At 44.3% G+C, this 16,694-nt stretch carries 17 protein-coding genes and 1 pseudogene; 3 read left to right on the forward strand and 15 right to left on the reverse strand.

Annotated elements, in window-relative coordinates; all coding sequences use genetic code 11:
- Positions 1 to 177: 177 nt before the first annotated feature.
- Positions 178 to 372, forward strand: a pseudogene (locus ACQW03_RS06875) (IS3 family transposase); the annotation flags it as partial.
- 3 nt (positions 373 to 375) lie between these two features.
- Here the strand turns inward: ACQW03_RS06875 and ACQW03_RS06880 are convergent.
- The 8 genes from ACQW03_RS06880 to ACQW03_RS06915 all read right to left on the reverse strand — a co-directional run bounded on the left by ACQW03_RS06880 (position 376) and on the right by ACQW03_RS06915 (position 7,745).
- Positions 376 to 954, reverse strand: coding sequence for a hypothetical protein (locus ACQW03_RS06880; protein ID WP_076293347.1), 579 nt, complete (start codon positions 952 to 954; stop codon positions 376 to 378).
- A 452-nt stretch (positions 955 to 1,406) separates the two neighbouring features.
- Positions 1,407 to 1,976, reverse strand: coding sequence for an SF0329 family protein (locus tag ACQW03_RS06885; RefSeq protein ID WP_220030777.1), 570 nt, complete (start codon positions 1,974 to 1,976; stop codon positions 1,407 to 1,409).
- Between the two features lie 62 nt (positions 1,977 to 2,038).
- Positions 2,039 to 3,031 carry a tRNA dihydrouridine synthase gene (locus tag ACQW03_RS06890; protein ID WP_441948922.1) on the reverse strand — a complete coding sequence of 331 codons (993 nt, stop codon included), beginning with the start codon at positions 3,029 to 3,031 and terminating at the stop codon, positions 2,039 to 2,041.
- A gap of 360 nt (positions 3,032 to 3,391) precedes the next feature.
- Complete coding sequence (locus ACQW03_RS06895) at positions 3,392 to 3,688, reverse strand: N-6 DNA methylase (RefSeq protein WP_441948924.1); 297 nt, start codon at positions 3,686 to 3,688, stop codon at positions 3,392 to 3,394.
- 13 nt (positions 3,689 to 3,701) lie between these two features.
- Positions 3,702 to 5,405, reverse strand: a complete 1,704-nt coding sequence (gene rlmD, locus ACQW03_RS06900) for a 23S rRNA (uracil(1939)-C(5))-methyltransferase RlmD (protein ID WP_441948926.1) — start codon at positions 5,403 to 5,405, stop codon at positions 3,702 to 3,704.
- A 206-nt stretch (positions 5,406 to 5,611) separates the two neighbouring features.
- On the reverse strand, positions 5,612 to 6,493 hold the full coding sequence (locus tag ACQW03_RS06905) for a diacylglycerol kinase (RefSeq protein ID WP_013308843.1): 882 nt from the start codon (positions 6,491 to 6,493) through the stop codon (positions 5,612 to 5,614).
- A gap of 173 nt (positions 6,494 to 6,666) precedes the next feature.
- Positions 6,667 to 7,455, reverse strand: coding sequence for a sirohydrochlorin chelatase (locus ACQW03_RS06910; protein ID WP_028542001.1), 789 nt, complete (start codon positions 7,453 to 7,455; stop codon positions 6,667 to 6,669).
- Positions 7,455 to 7,745 carry a YerC/YecD family TrpR-related protein gene (locus ACQW03_RS06915; protein ID WP_007428885.1) on the reverse strand — a complete coding sequence of 97 codons (291 nt, stop codon included), beginning with the start codon at positions 7,743 to 7,745 and terminating at the stop codon, positions 7,455 to 7,457. The genes ACQW03_RS06910 and ACQW03_RS06915 overlap by 1 nt, the downstream gene beginning before the upstream one ends.
- Before the next feature lie 226 nt (positions 7,746 to 7,971).
- On the opposite strand from ACQW03_RS06915, the gene ACQW03_RS06920 reads away from it, so the two are divergent.
- A complete protein-coding gene (locus ACQW03_RS06920) occupies positions 7,972 to 8,487 on the forward strand; it encodes a hypothetical protein (RefSeq protein WP_053324668.1) in 516 nt (171 codons plus the stop codon).
- A gap of 6 nt (positions 8,488 to 8,493) precedes the next feature.
- Here the strand turns inward: ACQW03_RS06920 and corA are convergent, their stop codons facing one another.
- The 7 genes from corA to ACQW03_RS06955 form a co-directional block, all read right to left on the reverse strand.
- On the reverse strand, positions 8,494 to 9,453 hold the full coding sequence (gene corA, locus ACQW03_RS06925) for a magnesium/cobalt transporter CorA (RefSeq protein WP_071639592.1): 960 nt from the start codon (positions 9,451 to 9,453) through the stop codon (positions 8,494 to 8,496).
- Between the two features lie 170 nt (positions 9,454 to 9,623).
- Positions 9,624 to 10,052 carry a GNAT family N-acetyltransferase gene (locus ACQW03_RS06930; protein ID WP_025721202.1) on the reverse strand — a complete coding sequence of 143 codons (429 nt, stop codon included), beginning with the start codon at positions 10,050 to 10,052 and terminating at the stop codon, positions 9,624 to 9,626.
- A gap of 410 nt (positions 10,053 to 10,462) precedes the next feature.
- The gene (locus ACQW03_RS06935; protein ID WP_061830844.1) at positions 10,463 to 11,191 is read right to left on the reverse strand and encodes an amino acid ABC transporter ATP-binding protein; all 729 of its coding nucleotides are present in this window, start codon (positions 11,189 to 11,191) and stop codon (positions 10,463 to 10,465) included.
- A complete protein-coding gene (locus ACQW03_RS06940; RefSeq protein WP_441948930.1) occupies positions 11,184 to 12,632 on the reverse strand; it encodes an amino acid ABC transporter substrate-binding protein/permease in 1,449 nt (482 codons plus the stop codon). The genes ACQW03_RS06935 and ACQW03_RS06940 overlap by 8 nt, the downstream gene beginning before the upstream one ends.
- Positions 12,633 to 12,872: 240 nt before the next feature.
- Positions 12,873 to 13,862, reverse strand: coding sequence for an inorganic phosphate transporter (locus ACQW03_RS06945; RefSeq protein WP_071639590.1), 990 nt, complete (start codon positions 13,860 to 13,862; stop codon positions 12,873 to 12,875).
- A gap of 14 nt (positions 13,863 to 13,876) precedes the next feature.
- Complete coding sequence (locus ACQW03_RS06950; protein ID WP_007428879.1) at positions 13,877 to 14,491, reverse strand: DUF47 domain-containing protein; 615 nt, start codon at positions 14,489 to 14,491, stop codon at positions 13,877 to 13,879.
- Positions 14,492 to 14,679: 188 nt separating this feature from the next.
- The gene (locus ACQW03_RS06955) at positions 14,680 to 15,774 is read right to left on the reverse strand and encodes a DUF3048 domain-containing protein (protein ID WP_441948933.1); all 1,095 of its coding nucleotides are present in this window, start codon (positions 15,772 to 15,774) and stop codon (positions 14,680 to 14,682) included.
- Positions 15,775 to 16,023: 249 nt separating this feature from the next.
- Here ACQW03_RS06955 and ACQW03_RS06960 point away from each other — a divergent pair, with 249 nt between their 5' ends.
- A complete protein-coding gene (locus ACQW03_RS06960) occupies positions 16,024 to 16,542 on the forward strand; it encodes a DoxX family membrane protein (RefSeq protein ID WP_071639588.1) in 519 nt (172 codons plus the stop codon).
- Positions 16,543 to 16,694 lie beyond the last annotated feature (152 nt).

A 16,694-nucleotide genomic window follows, 5' to 3' on the forward strand; every position in this document is an offset into this window, starting at 1 on the left:
CTCCAAGAATGTGCATTAACTTATATTAGATATAATTCGAGAAAAAGTACCTTTACCCTTTCTTTATCGGGCATGATAGGGAAAATTTCAAATTCCAGATTAAAGAAGCACCTAAAAAGCAAGACCGTTTCCTTTTATGTATAGCATTCAGCATCTTAGGAAGTTACTGCAACCACAAACGCCGTGACTGAAGCCACCTATAAAATCATTAAAACGGAGTTTGTGAACCAGATGAGCTTTCCGAGCCTTCGTCATTTAGAATTGGAATTATACGATTACGTCAACTGGTACAATAAGCATCGTATTCATGGAACTTTAGGCTATTTGACGCAAATAAACGTCGTCTTTGTACTCAGAGGAACCACTTTTTGAATCTCACCGATTCATTTTTAAACTTTCATCCCATATTAAATATTGAAGTAATGAAGAAGAAAAAAACATACGGTCTCCCAACTTCCGGTCCATATATTTATGCATCCTTTCCCGTAGGAAACTTCTAATGTGAACCATTTTGATATGTAAGCAATCACTTTTGGGATTATCAAGTTTTCTTGTTACTAGCAGCTTGGCTATCTGATAATCTCCAAAACTAACCATAGAGTTATAAAAAATTTCTTGGTAATCTAACTCGTTACTCGTAAATCCAATTCTTTGGACAGACTTATTCACATTATAATCTTGAAAAATTTTATTGGTGTTAAAGTTGAGACCTGTTTTTACTTCGCAAATAATCCCTATTGTTTTCCCAGGCTCGAAGTAAGAAAGTAACAACGGATCCCAATCCTCTAACCTACCGCCTGTTTCTTCATATACATATGGTAATCGAACAGCTAACAAATCTGCGTCGGATGTCCTTCCCTCACTATTTTGATGTAAAACAAAATTATTAATAAGAAAGAAGCCATTTAATCTAAGATACCAATACACCAATTCTTCTCCGAAATTTGCATTCATTTGTTTTCTCCCTCACACTACATTAAAATTGATAGGATTATTAGCCTATGCATAAATAATATCATTTTAAGGGACTGAAAATCATTAACTTTGATGAAATTTAAAAAGGACTCCTTCTAAGGAATCCTTGGTATCTTATCAATTATTATTAATGATTATCTTGTATTTAAAAATAAGGTAAGAATAAACTTAATAATTCATTCATCTGGTTATCCTTTCCGTTGTGTTCTTTATATTTCCCTTCCTTTTTAATTTGTGTATAATTTTCTAAAAATAACTTAACATACTGCCTAAAGGATAATGAAGAGTTTTTAATCGTTTTCAATTCAATTATTAGTTTAGAAATAACCATTATTGTCCAATACCACGGTAACCTCTTATCTTACTACCTTTATTTTCAGGGGGAATCCGGTTTTGGCTAAAGAATACTTTTCAATGAAAGTTATTTATTTTCATAGAGTGCTACGCCGTAGTTCATAAAAATACTGCACAATGGGATGCTTTAACTTCATCTTCCCGGTCATGTTTAAAATTCGCTTTTTTCCTACTCGTCTGTCCACTAAAGCTAGAATATTCAATAAGATATCATTACTCTCTAAGCTTTCCTCTATAGAAGTAGTTAAAAATTTATTAGCTACAACATTAAAATTAGACTTGCTTAATGAGGCCTGTGCTGACAAAAGCTCCTTTGCATGCTCTGATATTTTTCTACCTCTTGCAATTACTTGTAGACGATCCTCCGGAACATTCCCATTAGTATCTTTTCTGACCGCTTCAATTTCTTCATTGCTGATAGGAACTTGGATATTGGGATCATTCCTGATTTCCAACTCCGTCTGATACCATCTGATTGGACTAGTGATATCATTCATATTGAGTATGTTCTTCTTATCTACAGTTATATAACAAATTCCAGACTTATCAGGCAAATAACGGTAACTGGTAGCTCGGTATTCGACCCTTCCGTCTAACGCAGGACAGCGGAAGCTATCCAGTTGTTGCTTCAATTTGCTCCAGGACATGTATCCTCCTATGTTTTCAATGCCTACTAGCAGCCTGTGAAAACTCCTTTTTTCCTTCTAAATCAATTGCAAAACTCACAATCTACCTCATCATGATCCTTGCTTCCAAACTCATCAAGCAATGTACGCACTTCACTTGTTGATTTGGCGTTCATTAAGCTGTTTCTGAGTTCACTTGCCCCTCGGAATCCACGGACATATATTTTGAAGAAGCGGGCGAGAGGGCTGAACGAACGTGGCTCCTGCGCTGAATAATGATCATGGAGATCTAGATGAAGCCGCAGCAGTTCAAGCAATTCCTCACTGCTGTGTTCCTTCGGCTCCTTCTCAAACGCAAATGGATTCTGGAAAATACCACGCCCAATCATAATGCCATCCACACCATATTGCTCAGCGAGCTTCAAGCCAGTCTGACGGTCCGGAATATCTCCGTTAATGGTCAGCAGTGTATCTGGTGCCACCACATCACGAAGTTTCTTAATCTCTGGAATCAGTTCCCAGTGAGCGTCTACTTTGCTCATTTCCTCTCTTGTCCGCAGATGAATGGACAAATTCACAATGTCTTGTTTCAAAATATGGGTTAACCAGTCGCGCCATTCATCTACGACAGTGAAACCGAGCCTTGTTTTTACACTAACGGGCAGTCCCCCGGCTTTGGCGGCCTGAATGATATCCGCTGCGATTTCGGGACGGCAGATCAGGCCGCTTCCCTTCCCATTCTCGGCTACATTCGCTACAGGACATCCCATATTAATATCGATGCCTTTGAAGCCTTCTTTCGCCATACCGATGCTCATTTCACGGAAATATTCCGGCTTATCTCCCCAGATATGGGCCACCATGGGCTGTTCATCCTCTGTAAAAGTCAAACGCCCGCGTACACTTTTGTTCCCCTCCGGGTGACAATAACTCTCTGTATTTGCAAACTCCGTAAAAAACACATCCGGTCTGGCTGCTTCACTTACGACATGGCGAAACACAACATCCGTCACATCTTCCATCGGTGCCAGTATAAAAAAAGGTCGTGGCAAATCACGCCAAAAATTATTCGTCATATCAAAAACTCCTCTATAAATACCAGGACAAATCTTTGGTCCCAAATGGTAAAGCTAACCTGTTCATGTCCTTGCTTCTTCTTCACATATAACATGTTTAAGCAACGTAGTTCAAACGGCAGTATATGTTAAGCATAGGCATCTAAATGAGTATATCATACCCAAGAGAGGAGCAGACTCCCCAAAAGACTCGCAAAAAAAGGAAGAGCGCCGCCCCTCCTTGCCATCTTCTATAACGTACTGCGCCGCAGTTCATAGTAATACTGCACGGCATAACTTCCCCCCAGCTTACGCCGTTCCCAAGCGAATGGCTTAAAAAAAGAGCCGAGGAATAATATCCTTGACCCTTTTCGTCAATTTCTACACATGAATACCCAAAATTTTCAGCTGTTCATTGATTCTGGCTTCAAGTTCAGCGATTTCTTGTTTATCTTGCTCTAGTAGCTTATTTACTTTATCAAGGTCAATAACTTGTTCTTCTTCAAACGTATCCACGTAGCGAGGAATATTTAAGTTAAACTCGTTTTCTTTGATTTCTTCAAGTGATGCCACGTGAGCATATTTATCAACATCTACACGATTTCGGTACGTTTCGATAATCTTATTGATGTTTTTATCAGTAAGTTTGTTTTGATTTTTACCTTTTTCAAACGCCAATACACCTCAACTATTAGTCTTTTCTGACCAATAGTGAACAACACTCCACATGCACCGTATGCGGAAACATATCTACAGGCTGTACTTCCACTGTTTTATACCCGCCATCCTCCAATATCCTTAAATCCCGTGCCAGTGTGCTTGGATTACAGGATACATACACCACGCGTTCTGGCTTCATCTCCAGAATGGTGTCGAGCAGGCGTGGATCGCAGCCCTTACGGGGCGGATCGACGACGATAACGTCGGCGGTGATGCCTTGCTCTTTCCATGCAGGAATGACGTCTTCGGACGCGCCTACCTCAAATTTCACATTGCGCATTTCATTCAATAGCGCATTGCTCCGTGCATCGTCGATGGCTTCTTTGACGATCTCCACCCCATACACCTGGTCCGCATGCTGAGCGAGGAACAAAGAAATCGTGCCGATGCCACAATACGCATCAATTACCGTTTCTTTGCCCGTGAGCCCGGCATATTCGACGGTTTTGCTATACAGCACTTCCGTTTGTACGGGATTCACCTGATAAAAGGATCGCGCGGAAATCGCAAACTGTACGTTTCCAATGTAGTCGTAGATCACGTCACGACCCCACAGTACACGAGTCTCGTCGCCAAAAATAACGTTCGTTCGCTTCGTATTCACGTTCTGGCATATGCTTGCCACGTGTGGGATATGCTCACGGATACTACCGATCCACGCATCTGCATGCGGAATATCTCGCCCATTCGTCACGAGCACCAGCATCATTTCACCCGTGCGAAAAGCAGTCTTTACAACGACATGGCGCAGCAGCCCGCGTCCGGTTTCTTCATTATATGCACTGATGCCCAGCATTCGGCCAATCTCTTTGACACGTGCGACAACTTCGTCATTACGCTCGTCCTGAATGAGACAGGTGTTCATATCCACAATTCGATGGCTGCCGCGTGCGTAGAAGCCGCCGACAAGCCCGCCCTCGGTGACACCAATTGGGACCTGAGCTTTATTGCGATACCGCCACGGCTCACTCATACCAAGCGTAGGATGCACCACTACACCTTGTACGTGCGGCAAATCAACGGACGTGCCGTCGTCACCATTCACACTCAGCTTCCCGATACGCTCCAGCACATCCACGACATGCTGGCGCTTCCAGCCCAGCTGCGCTTCGTAGCTCATATGCTGGATCTGGCAGCCACCGCATTGATCGTAGATGGCGCACGGAGCTGCAATCCGGTCAGGGCTAGCCTGTACAATATCCAGCAGCTTGGCATAGCCATACTGCTTTTTCGTTTTCAGCACCTTTACCCGTACCTTTTCACCCGGTAACGCACCTGGAACGAACAGCGTAAAACCCTCGACACGTCCTACGCCTTCGCCATCGTGGTTCATGCCGATGATGTCTATCACGGCCTCATCATTCTTTTGCACTGGCAGATCGGTACGCTCTGCACTGGATCGGATACGATTGGAAGCTTCCTGACTCCGTCCACCTCTGGAAGAGCGACGAGAATCTTGTCCATTTTCCCTTTTCTTCCGAGCCACTTCATTCACATTTACATTTTTATGTTTGATTTCGGCTTGAAGCAGCCCATTTCCAGCTCTAACCCGAGACTGTTCCGGTTCTCTCTCTCTTGTCGCCTTCATAGTCTTTATGTGCTGATTTCCTTGAACAGGAGTTGCTGTCGCTGCATTCCGGCGGCTTTTTCCACGTCCGCTACGGTTATTCGTCATGATTGTCACTTCTTTCTGATCTTCTTTTTATGCGCTACATACAATACTAACGTCATCCAAGTATACAAACATCAACTCGAAAATGCCGTTACTCCCCCACGGAGAACGGCAAGAACCAATATGTTCACAAAAACAACTACCTGCTCTGCATTCCGTATACTATATTGCGTTTTCGCCCGGAAACAGAAGCATTTCCTACTTATTTCTCACCGGAAAACATTCAAATGATGAGGTAAATTCCGGAAAGTCGCTGGTAAGGTACCGCCCAGTTCGCCATCCAGATTAAGCTGGACGTAGCCGGGTGAGGTCACTTCCATGTAATCTGTTTTAAAATAAACAATCTTCTTATCCTGCAAATGCTCACCACGCAGCGCAAGTGTTACCAATCGGATCATTTCCGCCAGATTGCATTTCCGCACAGCGATGACGTCAAGCAGCCCATCATCTATTGTCGCCCCAGGAGCAAGCTTTTCAAACCCGCCCACCGAATTCGTATTCGCAATCAGAAAGAGCATAAACTCGTCGTGGATCACTTCCTGACCCGATGCCTTGATGATCAGCTCCTGTGGAGCAAGGCTGACCATCTTCTCCATGCCTTTAAAATAATACGCCAACTGGCCAATCATCGTTTTTAGCTTGCTCGGAACTTCATACGTAAGCTCGGTTAAAGTTCCCCCGCCTGCAATGTTGATAAAGTAGCGGTCGTTCGCTTTTCCGATATCCAGTGGCTTCGGATTCTGACGAATAACTAGGTCGCAATAATCCTCCCAGTGCTTGGGGATGCCCAGTGCCCTGGCGAAATCATTCGTCGTCCCCAGAGGAAACACACCCAGGGGCGGGCGGTTCTCTCTTTCAGCCATCCCGTTAATGACCTCATACAATGTACCGTCGCCACCAGCGGCGATAATCATGTCATACCCACGCTCAATGGCCTCTATTGCGGCACGCGTTGCGTCCCCTTCACCCGTAGTTGCATGGCAAGAGGCTTCAATACCACCTTCATCCAGGCGCTGCAAAACATCCGCAAGACGACGCTTCATTTCCTCACGCCCAGAGGTCGGATTATAGATTAATCTAGCTCTTTTCATTCCGTTACGCCACCCGTATATTTAATGATATTTATATTCACATAGCAGTTCATCACATTCAGTCTGTACAAAATATCATCATACTGGAAAAAGACCTCTTTTACAATAAAAGAAGCCAGACTTTGCCCAAATAAGGAAATTTAAGGCTAAGATGACGCTATAGCCGAACCAGACTACCTATGACTTGACCTTGCTTGCTTCTGCACACTTTGCAATAATTCACGAACTTGTCTATCCATCCAGCTTGTGAGCAAAGGATGCGGCAATAAAGGATCTCCTGAATAACGGTATTCGAGCCCCTGCAAGCGTTTAGGAATTATGTGACTTGTAAAATATCCAGAACTCAAAAATAGCGGTGCCACAATAACATCATGACCCCGCTCCTGATTCCAATACGCTGCCTTGTCGTACACACTCTCGGGATTTAGCAAAGCGTGGTCCGTGATGATACCGCTCACGCTTTGCACCGTACGGGCCAACGAAGAAATCCCCTGCTCCCAGCGCTGAAAAAAGCCGTTGTGCACACTGCCGTGACCTACGAGTAAAATAACCTCTCTCGCAGGGTCGGCCGATAGCGGGCGAACCTTGTCCCACACCATGCGGGCAACATCTTCTCCGTCATCCAGCGGGCTGCCAAAATGCACTCGCGCCTTCATTCGAAACGGCTTCAAATCTGTTTCTTTGTCCGGCGCATCTTTGACACCCAGCGCATAGCTAATCTCATCTACATGCGTACTGCCTGATGACACAAACAAAGGTATAACCAATATATCTGTTACGCCCAAGGCTTCCAGACGGTCAATACCATTTTGAATCAATCTTTCTTTAACCGTTTCCAAAAATGAAACCTCTACTGGTATTTCTTCCGGCAAATGAAGCTTTGCAACTGCCTGATCCACCTGTTCCACCCAATATGGCTCCCTAGAGCCGTGGCTGATTACCAGTATCCCAGGGCTCCGCATTAGCGTCCCAGACGTTCCAAAGTCATTTTATACCCATCATTACCATAGTTCAGACAACGTTTAACACGTGAAATGGTGGCTGTACTGGCTCCTGTCTCTGCTTCAATCTGATTATATGTGCTGCCTTTGCCTAGCATGCGGGCAACTTCCAGACGTTGGGAGAGGGATTGAATTTCATTAATCGTGCACAGATCATCAAAAAATACATAGCACTCTTCCAAATTTTTAAGAGTTAAAATAGCTTCGAACAATTGATCAATACTTTTATCATTAAGCTTCTTAAGCTGCATGGATTATCATCTCCCAAGGTTACGATCTCTCCTCATTGTACCCGAGGAATAGTCGGTTTTTCAAGCATTAACGGTTTCACGCATTACAGAACAACATTATGACCATAGAAACGTACCGTACGAATGCCCAAATCCGCTTTTATACCTGATTTCGGGACACGCGCCTAAACCCACTGTGCGTTTGTAACATACAGTAGAGTATCAACCTGCAAAGGAATGTGATCTCATGCCTGGACACTACTATCATCGGAGGCCGCTACAGCGTTCCCTTTCCGATCCGTATAGTTCGTCTCCTTATCCCGGACTCGATCCATACAACGAGGTTCCGCAAGCCGGTTCTTCCGGGCTGGTTCCTTACGAGGCGCCAGCGAGTATTACGGATTCTGCCGTGGTCACACCAGACCCGGTTCCAGCCAAAGGAGGACTGCTTGGAGGTCTTGGCAACCTCAGTAATCTCAACGAAATCAAAGGCTTCATTGACCGTATGGGTGGTATTGATGGAATTGTTGCTACGGTCGGCAAGGTGCAAAAGGTCATGTCCAGTGTGCAGCAATTTGCTCCAATGGCGAAGCTGATTATGGGCTCGCTCCCAGCATTCGGCAAATCCGCGAGCAAAAATTCTGCAACAGATATCACCGAGGAATTGGACGAATACACACCACCACGCCCACGTCGGAAAAAGACACAGCGCAAAAGCACCACCACCACGCGCAGACGTCCGCGCAAGCGCAAAAGAAAGTAGACTATACTATTTGAACCAGCCTCGGCGCATAAACCAGACCACCATTGCAACACTCAACAAAAACATGAAGAACAGTACACCAAAATATCCATATTTCCAGCCCAACTCGGGCATATTCGAAAAATTCATACCATAGATTCCTGCAATCAGCGTCAAGGGCATAAAAACGGTCGTAATTACGGTCAGCGTCTTCATAATTGAATTCATGCGATTGGAATTGAGCGATATATAACTGTCCCTCAGGTCGGCTGTCATCTCGCGGTCGGCCTCCAGCATGTCTGTCAGCTTCAATAAATGATCATATATATCGGTAAAATAAGCCATATGATCTCCTTGGCCCTGCACATGCTGCGAATTCAAAACTCGGTACATCAGATCACGCATGGGTACGATGGTACGACGCAGCTTGAGCAGCCTGCCACGCAGGTCAAACACCTGCTTCATTAATTCCTCTACGGATTCGCGACCGCCCAAGCCCTCCAGCTCGGCCAATTCATCCTCAATCATAAAAAGGCTCGGAAAATAGTTATCTACCAGCTTGTCCATCACCGTGTAGGCTGCAGCCAGCGGTCCTCGCGACCATATTTTGCGTTCATTCGCATGCTGGACAATCCGCTCCCAGGCTTGATCCAGCTCCTCTAACTCATGATGGTGATATGTAACCAAAAAACGACTGCTAATAAACATATCCACTTCTTCCGCAGCTAACGTATCTACATCAAGCGCATGCACGACCAGAAACTGCACATCCTCGTAATAATCCAATTTGGGACGTTGCAGAACATGCATACAATCCTCCACAGCCAATGGGTGAAAATGAAAATAACTCGTCAGCAGCTCCGTCTCGCGATCTGTAGGCTCGCTAAAATCTACCCACATCCATATGTAATCGTCCATAACGATCTGATCCAATGGTTTTCCCACTGTTACCTGATGATCATGACCTATAGCCAATGTACGTATCACCGTACGCCCCCCTCGCTTACACTTCCGTCTGATATGTTATTTATATTTTATATAAGCCAATTAACATTATACAAATCTCAAGTTCTATATTCCTTTTAATAAAGAAAAGGATATCTAAGGGCCAACATGCCTCCCAAGATATCCTTATAAAATAATCAATTCATTATAGATTAAATCCTTTTCACAAACCCTGTGCTTGTCGCTTCATATCCTAATCGGCGATAAAAATGATGAGCATCCTGTCGCTCACTTCGATTACCACTGTTCAAAGCAATGGCAACCAAACCGTTCTCTTTAGCCCAAGCTTCCGCTTCCTGATTTAACGCCTTGCCGATGCCTTTATTACGATGCTTTGAATCCATCACAAAAACGACGATACGCGCGTAATCTTCATTTCTTTCATAAAAGATATCAGCATGTAGTCCAACCATCCCAACGACTTCCCCTTCATCCTCAGCCACCAGAGTATGGTAGTTAGGGTCAGAAGCGATACGATCATATCTCATCTTCATATCTTCTACAGATGTAGGATAACCAAGCTCCTCCATCAGATAAGCCAAAGCCGGAATATCCTCATGATGAGCAGTCCTTATCTTCAAAGCAAGCCCTCCACTTATGAAAATAAACATCAAAAATGAAAAATCATCACTCGCGCTCTCTAAAGATGTACACAAGCGCCATTACGCAGTCATATGTTGCTTGTCTCGCTATTTCCCTCGGCGCAGCAATCAAAGCGATGTGCTAATTCCTCCTTCTGCTCCCCCCGAATGAATGGGACAGACTTTTGTAAGAACAAGAAGGAGCAGGTTTAGCGGGTTTAGCGGCAGTAGCGTAGCGGTCCATTTGAATCTGTAGAAGCGGCAACGTTCGCCTTTGCCTCTGAATTTTCACCTTATAAGATCTTATACAATCCAAAAAATTCAGGGGCAACAGCGATCGAAAGATCAAATGGATCGCGGAGCGATCGCACACTACGTCCTTACCTGCACTCACGGCAAACCTTGCCCACTTACAATACTTTTTCTAAGAAACTAATGGTCCGCTCATTTTTCGGATTACCAAATACCTCTTGTGGCGTTCCTTCTTCTACGATATAACCACCGTCCATAAACACAACACGGTCGCTTACTTCGCGTGCAAAACCCATCTCATGCGTTACGATCATCATCGTCATGCCTTCACGTGCCAGATCTTTCATTACGCCGAGCACTTCGCCCACCATTTCAGGATCGAGCGCCGAGGTAGGCTCGTCAAACAGCATAATGTCTGGGTTCATTGCCAGCGCACGTGCAATCGCCACACGCTGCTTCTGACCGCCGGAAAGCTGTCCTGGCAATGCATCTGCCTTATCGGCCAAACCTACACGATCCAGCAGCTTCATAGCCGTTTCCCGGGCCTCTGCCTTGGACTGTTTGCCCAGTTCAGTCGGCGCGAACATAATGTTCTTGAGCACGGTCATATGCGGAAACAGATTGAAATGTTGAAATACCATACCTATATTTTCACGGACTTTGTTAATGTCCACGTTTTTGTCACTCAAGTTGTAGTCATCAACAATGACCTCACCTGCGGTAATTTCTTCAAGCATGTTCATACAACGCAAAAACGTACTTTTCCCCGAACCAGACGGGCCAATGACACACACAACTTCGCCTTCACGTACTTGCATGTCGATGCCCTTTAGCACTTGATTACTACCATAGCTTTTTTTCAGGTTTTTAACGATAATTTTACCCACGGCGAACTCTCCCTTCAAGACGGTTGGAAATTTTGGTCAGGACTGTAATGACGATAAGATACATCACCGCTACTACCAGCCAAATATCAAAGGATTGGAATGTCCGCGCAATAATGATCTTACCCGATTGGGTCAATTCGACCAAACCGATAACAGACAAAATGGACGTATCCTTCAACGTAATAACCAACTGATTGATAAACGACGGGATCATGATTTTCACAGCTTGTGGCAAAATGATTTTAAGCATAGCCGTCCGATAGGGTAGACCAAGCGAACGAGCTGCTTCCATTTGTCCCGGATCAATGGACTGAATACCACCACGGATAATCTCAGTTACATACGCACCCGCATTCAGGGATAACGTCAATACAGCCGCGACAAAAAGCGGCATTTTGAAATCCAGTGCCTGTGGAATACCAAAGTAAATAAAGAAAGCAAGCACGATCAGCGGAATACCGCGGAATATATCGACGAAAACAGTTGCAATACCACGGAACACCTTGTTATGGCTTACTTTCATAAAGCCAAACACCAATCCTAGGATAAAGGCTACGAGTAAAGATACAAGTGTGTACAGCAACGTATTTCCCATGCCCTTAATCAGCGAAGGCAGCGAAGCGGAAATCAGGCCCCAGCGGCTGGTTTCTACAGGCGCCACACCTTTGCCCGATTCGCCAAGGTATTTAGCCAAAATTTTATCGTATTCCCCGCTATTGCGCAGATTAACAAGCCCTGCATTAAATTTCTCCAGCAACTCTTGGTTCTTGCCTTGGTTAACAGCAAACCCGTAAGAAGCACCTTTTTCCTTATCTGTTACCAGCTTAAGGCCGTTATTCTGGTTTACACCGTATGCCAGTACCGGATAGTCATCAAAGCAGGCAACCGAATTACCTGTTTTAACTTCATCATACATTTGAGAAGAATCGTCGAACGGTACTGTAGTAAAGCCGTATTTGGCCTTAATGGATTCTGCGAATGTGTAACCTTCCGTTCCTGTTTTGACAGCGACATGCTGCCCTTTCAAGTCTTCATAGCGTTTAACTGTATCATTATCCTTGCGGACCGCCATGACGACGCCTGAATCAAAATAAGGCTCGGTAAAATCAAATTTCCGCTTGCGTTCATCGGTAATACTCATCCCGGCAATGACACCATCCACTTGATTCGTTTCAAGGGCCTGCACTGCCGCGTTAAAGCCAAGAGGCTTAATGGTATATTCAAAATTCTGATCCTTGGCAATAGCTGCCAGCAAATCCATGTCGATACCGACAAATTTACCATCTACATCTTCAAACTCAAAAGGCGCGAACGTTGTATCCGTGCCGATATCATACTTTGTTTTATTTTCTGCATGTGCCACTACACCGAAATTACCGGCCAAGGCAACCACAAAAAACAAACAAATCATGAGTGCTATTAGTTTTCTAGATTTTTGCATAATTTCCTCCAGTCAGTTGAACGGTTCAAAGTTTTCTGTTTATTCTACAGGAGTTATTAAAAATTGACTACTTTGATGTCAGGTATTTTTTGAAAAACGTTTCATGGAACTATCTGGATGTGTAAACTTTAAAGAAGCAGTTTTGTCCCAGAATGCCAATAAGCCCCTGCCGCAAAAAGCGGACGGAAGCTTATTGTGTATTCTATAGTGTGTACCTTTTTTTCAAGAAATAATAATGGACTAGAAAAGAATTTTGAAAATCAATCCAGATAACAGCGCAGCAATCGGTATGGTTATGACCCAAGTAATAATAATTCGACCGGCCAGCGACCAACGCACAGCGGAAAAGCGCTTCGCAGAACCCACACCCAAAATAGCCGAAGTAATGGCATGAGTGGTACTTACGGGCAAATGAAGCAATGTAGCTGTGAAAATAACCGAGGCTCCCGAAATGTCGGCTGCAAATCCATTAATTGGCTCGATTTTAAAAATCTTGGTTCCCATCGTCTTGATGATTTTCCAGCCGCCGATAGACGTACCCAGCGCCATCGCTGTTGCGGCTGAAATTTTTACCCACATGGGCACTTCCAAATGGTCCTGATACCCCGCCGAAACGAGTGCGAATGTAATAATCCCCATCGCCTTTTGAGCATCATTCGTACCATGCGTGAACGACTGAAGCGCTGCCGTAATGACCTGCATTGTACGAAACCCTTTGTTCACCGTATGCGGACTACGATGAGCGAAGATGTATTTTAAAATCATCATCACGATGTAACCGACAACAAAAGCAATCAACGGGGAGAAAATAAGCCCTTCGACAATCCCGATGAAGCCGCTCCAGTTTAATTTATCCGATCCCGCACCTACATACACCGCTCCAGCCAATGCACCAATCAATGCATGAGAAGAGGATGAAGGAATACCGAACCACCAGGTTAAGAGGTTCCAGATAATCGCAGCGATCAGCGTCGCAATGACGATTTCAATTCCATTCGTAAGCTTGGTTGGATCAGCGACACTTCCACCAATGGTCTTCGCAACCCCTGTAAACAATATTGCCCCGAGAAAGTTCATGACCGCAGCCATAATAATCGCACGTCGCGGGGTCAATGCACGGGTCGATACCGAAGTTGCAATCGCGTTCGCCGTATCATGAAAACCATTAATAAAATCAAAAGCCAGAGCAAGAAAAATAACAATACCCAATACCAATAAACTTGTATCCATGTAAAAGGACTCCCTTACGAGTTACGCATAATGATGGATTCCAGCATATTTGCAACATCCTCGCATGAATCCGTTGTCGTTTCAAGGCGTTCGTACAATTCTTTGCGTTTAATCAGTTCAATAGGGTCAGTTACAGTTGCAAACAGGTTTTTAATGCAAATACGCAACAATTCATCCCCCTGATTTTCCAAATCATTCAGGCGAATAGTGTATTCACGAATGGCCAGCAATTTTTTCTGTGAAAGCAAATGCACAGCTTTCTGAATTTCGTAAGCTGATTGACGCAAAATATCAGCGAACTGCACAATGTACTCGTCCGGCTCCGTAATATTGTACATATAAAAACGAGAAGCCGTCGCTTCAAGACCGTCCAACACATCATCCATGGTTGTTGTCAGTTCCATGATGTCATCGCGTTCCAACGGCGTAATGAAGGTCTTGTTCAGCTCAGTAATAATCGTGTGTGTGTAATCATCACACTTATTTTCATACTTCTTCATTTCATTTGTAAACAAAGTTACATCCTGAAGATTTGAAGTATGTTGGGCAAAATAATCGGCTGCTTGCACGATCGTATCTGCCATATTTTCCAACGTCTCGAAGAATATATCCTTTTTCTTCAATCTCATAACGATTACCCCTTTACGAAAATATCCGCAACCTGTTTCGACTGCAATAGACAACCTTTGCTATCTTATCACACTCATCAATGTTTTTGTAATGTTTGTAAAAGCAAATTTCATGATATACGTATACAGTGCCCGACATGGAAGGTCATTATCCGACATTTTTTCCCTAAAAAGGTGTATTTCGTTTTCTAATTCGCTTCTATGGTTACATGTTCCTTTAGTGAAGTATCTGCAGGTACCACATGTATATAGGATGTACCTGGTGTTAACGGGATTTCAACCCCATTTTTCATAAAACGAATCGCATCGCCTGGTGTATGTTGCCACTCAGCCTGTATTAACTGTCCTTGTTGAAACACCATGGCCTCTCCGCTAGCGTCCAACTCAACACTTAATCTGCCTACATCATCCAACGTTCGATGTCTAGCGCTCATCACAATGACATTGGCTGCTGAGAGCTGTTGGTTATTATTTTGATCCACATGTGACTTTTCGTTCACAAAACGCTTATATTGTTGATCCGCTGGATCATAGGTATAAGATACCCGATAGCTTTTAAGCAAAAACCGGATTTGTAAAGATACTGCAGTCTCGTCCACCATAACTGGGGTTTCACCGGATTTAAGGTAAGAATATACTGGAACGTCCGTCTGCTTGGCATACCCTTTACTATCGCTTCCTTTGCGCAGTCTGTTCACGTCTGTGTATAAATTATGTGGAGGACGACGATCTTTGCTTCGCCAGAAGTAAGCCCCTCCATTTGAAATCTCATCCAGATGTTCCTTCCGCTGCTGCTGTAAAATCGCATAGGCATCTGTGCTTCCCCCTGCGTGTATCGGCAACGCGCCATAGGTTTCGCCCAGCTCAATCAAATACGGCCGAATGCTACGGACTGGTCCGATCTTTACATCTCCGCCATGACTTTGGAAAAAAGCGACCAGACGGGTAATCCCGCCTTCTGCAAGAACTTCATATACCATGTCTGCCTGGCTAAGTCCTGCCTGTGGACGTGCAGCAGGAGCATTATTGATCATGACAGCGAGCGGTCGCTCCAAAACTGGCTGCTCCACCGGAAGACCGGTGAGCGGAGCTGTAAATACCGGAATAGACTGCTCCTTCGGCGGTTCAAGTGCCTCCTTCTCTGTTTCTTGCTTGGTCAGTTGGGGAACGGATTCAGATTCACCCGTATTGGACATAGCAGAACAAGACATCAGCATCATGCATAACAGAGCTGAGGCCATCACACGCAACCAATGATTTCGTTGGGAAATGGGCCCGGACAAGTTCATCCCTCCACTTAGTTATTTTTCTCATTATAAGCTTTATTTCCTGTTTTTGTCTTGATTGAAGCGTGAGTAATCTATAGAATACTTATCTAAAGACATTAAAATTTAAAAAATATTTAGACTTTGTGATTTTTATCACAAATATCTGTAACTGAACCTACTACAATAAAGGTGTAGCAAAGATGATCATCCCCAACAAAATGAAATACAACCAACACTATAGATTAAGAAAGAGGAGTGGTTTGAATGTTTAACAGCTGGTTACGTGAGAACAAAGTCGCAATGTGGTTGCTGACTGTAGTACGGGTTTATCTAGGGTATGAATGGATGACCCACGGACTTGAAAAGCTGACAGGTGGATTCGATGCAGGCGGATTTATCTCGGGGGCCATTGCTAAAACAGGTGGAGAACATCCCGCTGTACAAGGCTGGTGGGGATCGTTCCTGGAAGCCTTTGCCTTGCCGAATGTAGGTTTGTTCAACGTCCTGATCCCATTGGGTGAGTTCTTGGTAGGGGTTGGCCTGCTTCTCGGTACATTGACTACACTGGCTGCTTTGATGGCTATGGTTATGAACTTCTCGTTCCTGTTCTCGGGTACAGTAAGCACCAATGCAATCTACCTGCTGTTTGAAATCTTCCTTGTAGTTGCTGGTGCAAATGCCGGAAGAATTGGCTTTGACCGTTGGGTACTGCCCTTCCTGCGTGGACTGTTTCGTAAAAATAAAGATACCTTTCCAGCGGACCCTAGTCGAAAAATAGCTTAAACATCCCAAAATAACCGTTATCCTCCGGGATAATGGTTATTTTTTTGCGCTGTTATGCTCACAAGGGGTCTTTCAGCTCCTTCTAACTCGAACTCTTTTATCGGATTCATCATCCCCTCCAAACGTTTACAAGTTGGATACAACATGGAATG

Source organism: Paenibacillus sp. DRB1-1 (genome assembly GCF_052119485.1).
GTDB classification, from domain to species: Bacteria; Bacillota; Bacilli; order Paenibacillales; family Paenibacillaceae; genus Paenibacillus; species Paenibacillus polymyxa_B.

Bases quoted from the DNA above. Each gene is read 5' to 3' on its own strand.
- ACQW03_RS06910 (WP_028542001.1), bottom strand. From the start codon at position 7,455: ATGCGGAGCCCTGGGATACTGGTAATCAGCCACGGCTCTAGGGAGCCA.
- ACQW03_RS06945 (WP_071639590.1), bottom strand. From the start codon at position 13,862: ATGGATACAAGTTTATTGGTATTGGGTATTGTTATTTTTCTTGCTCTG.
- ACQW03_RS06940 (WP_441948930.1), bottom strand. From the start codon at position 12,632: ATGCAAAAATCTAGAAAACTAATAGCACTCATGATTTGTTTGTTTTTT.
- rlmD (WP_441948926.1), bottom strand. From the start codon at position 5,405: ATGACGAATAACCGTAGCGGACGTGGAAAAAGCCGCCGGAATGCAGCG.
- ACQW03_RS06915 (WP_007428885.1), bottom strand. From the start codon at position 7,745: ATGCAGCTTAAGAAGCTTAATGATAAAAGTATTGATCAATTGTTCGAA.
- ACQW03_RS06880 (WP_076293347.1), bottom strand. From the start codon at position 954: ATGAATGCAAATTTCGGAGAAGAATTGGTGTATTGGTATCTTAGATTA.
- ACQW03_RS06885 (WP_220030777.1), bottom strand. From the start codon at position 1,976: ATGTCCTGGAGCAAATTGAAGCAACAACTGGATAGCTTCCGCTGTCCT.
- ACQW03_RS06890 (WP_441948922.1), bottom strand. From the start codon at position 3,031: ATGACGAATAATTTTTGGCGTGATTTGCCACGACCTTTTTTTATACTG.
- ACQW03_RS06960 (WP_071639588.1), top strand. From the start codon at position 16,024: ATGTTTAACAGCTGGTTACGTGAGAACAAAGTCGCAATGTGGTTGCTG.
- ACQW03_RS06905 (WP_013308843.1), bottom strand. From the start codon at position 6,493: ATGAAAAGAGCTAGATTAATCTATAATCCGACCTCTGGGCGTGAGGAA.
- ACQW03_RS06920 (WP_053324668.1), top strand. From the start codon at position 7,972: ATGCCTGGACACTACTATCATCGGAGGCCGCTACAGCGTTCCCTTTCC.
- ACQW03_RS06950 (WP_007428879.1), bottom strand. From the start codon at position 14,491: ATGAGATTGAAGAAAAAGGATATATTCTTCGAGACGTTGGAAAATATG.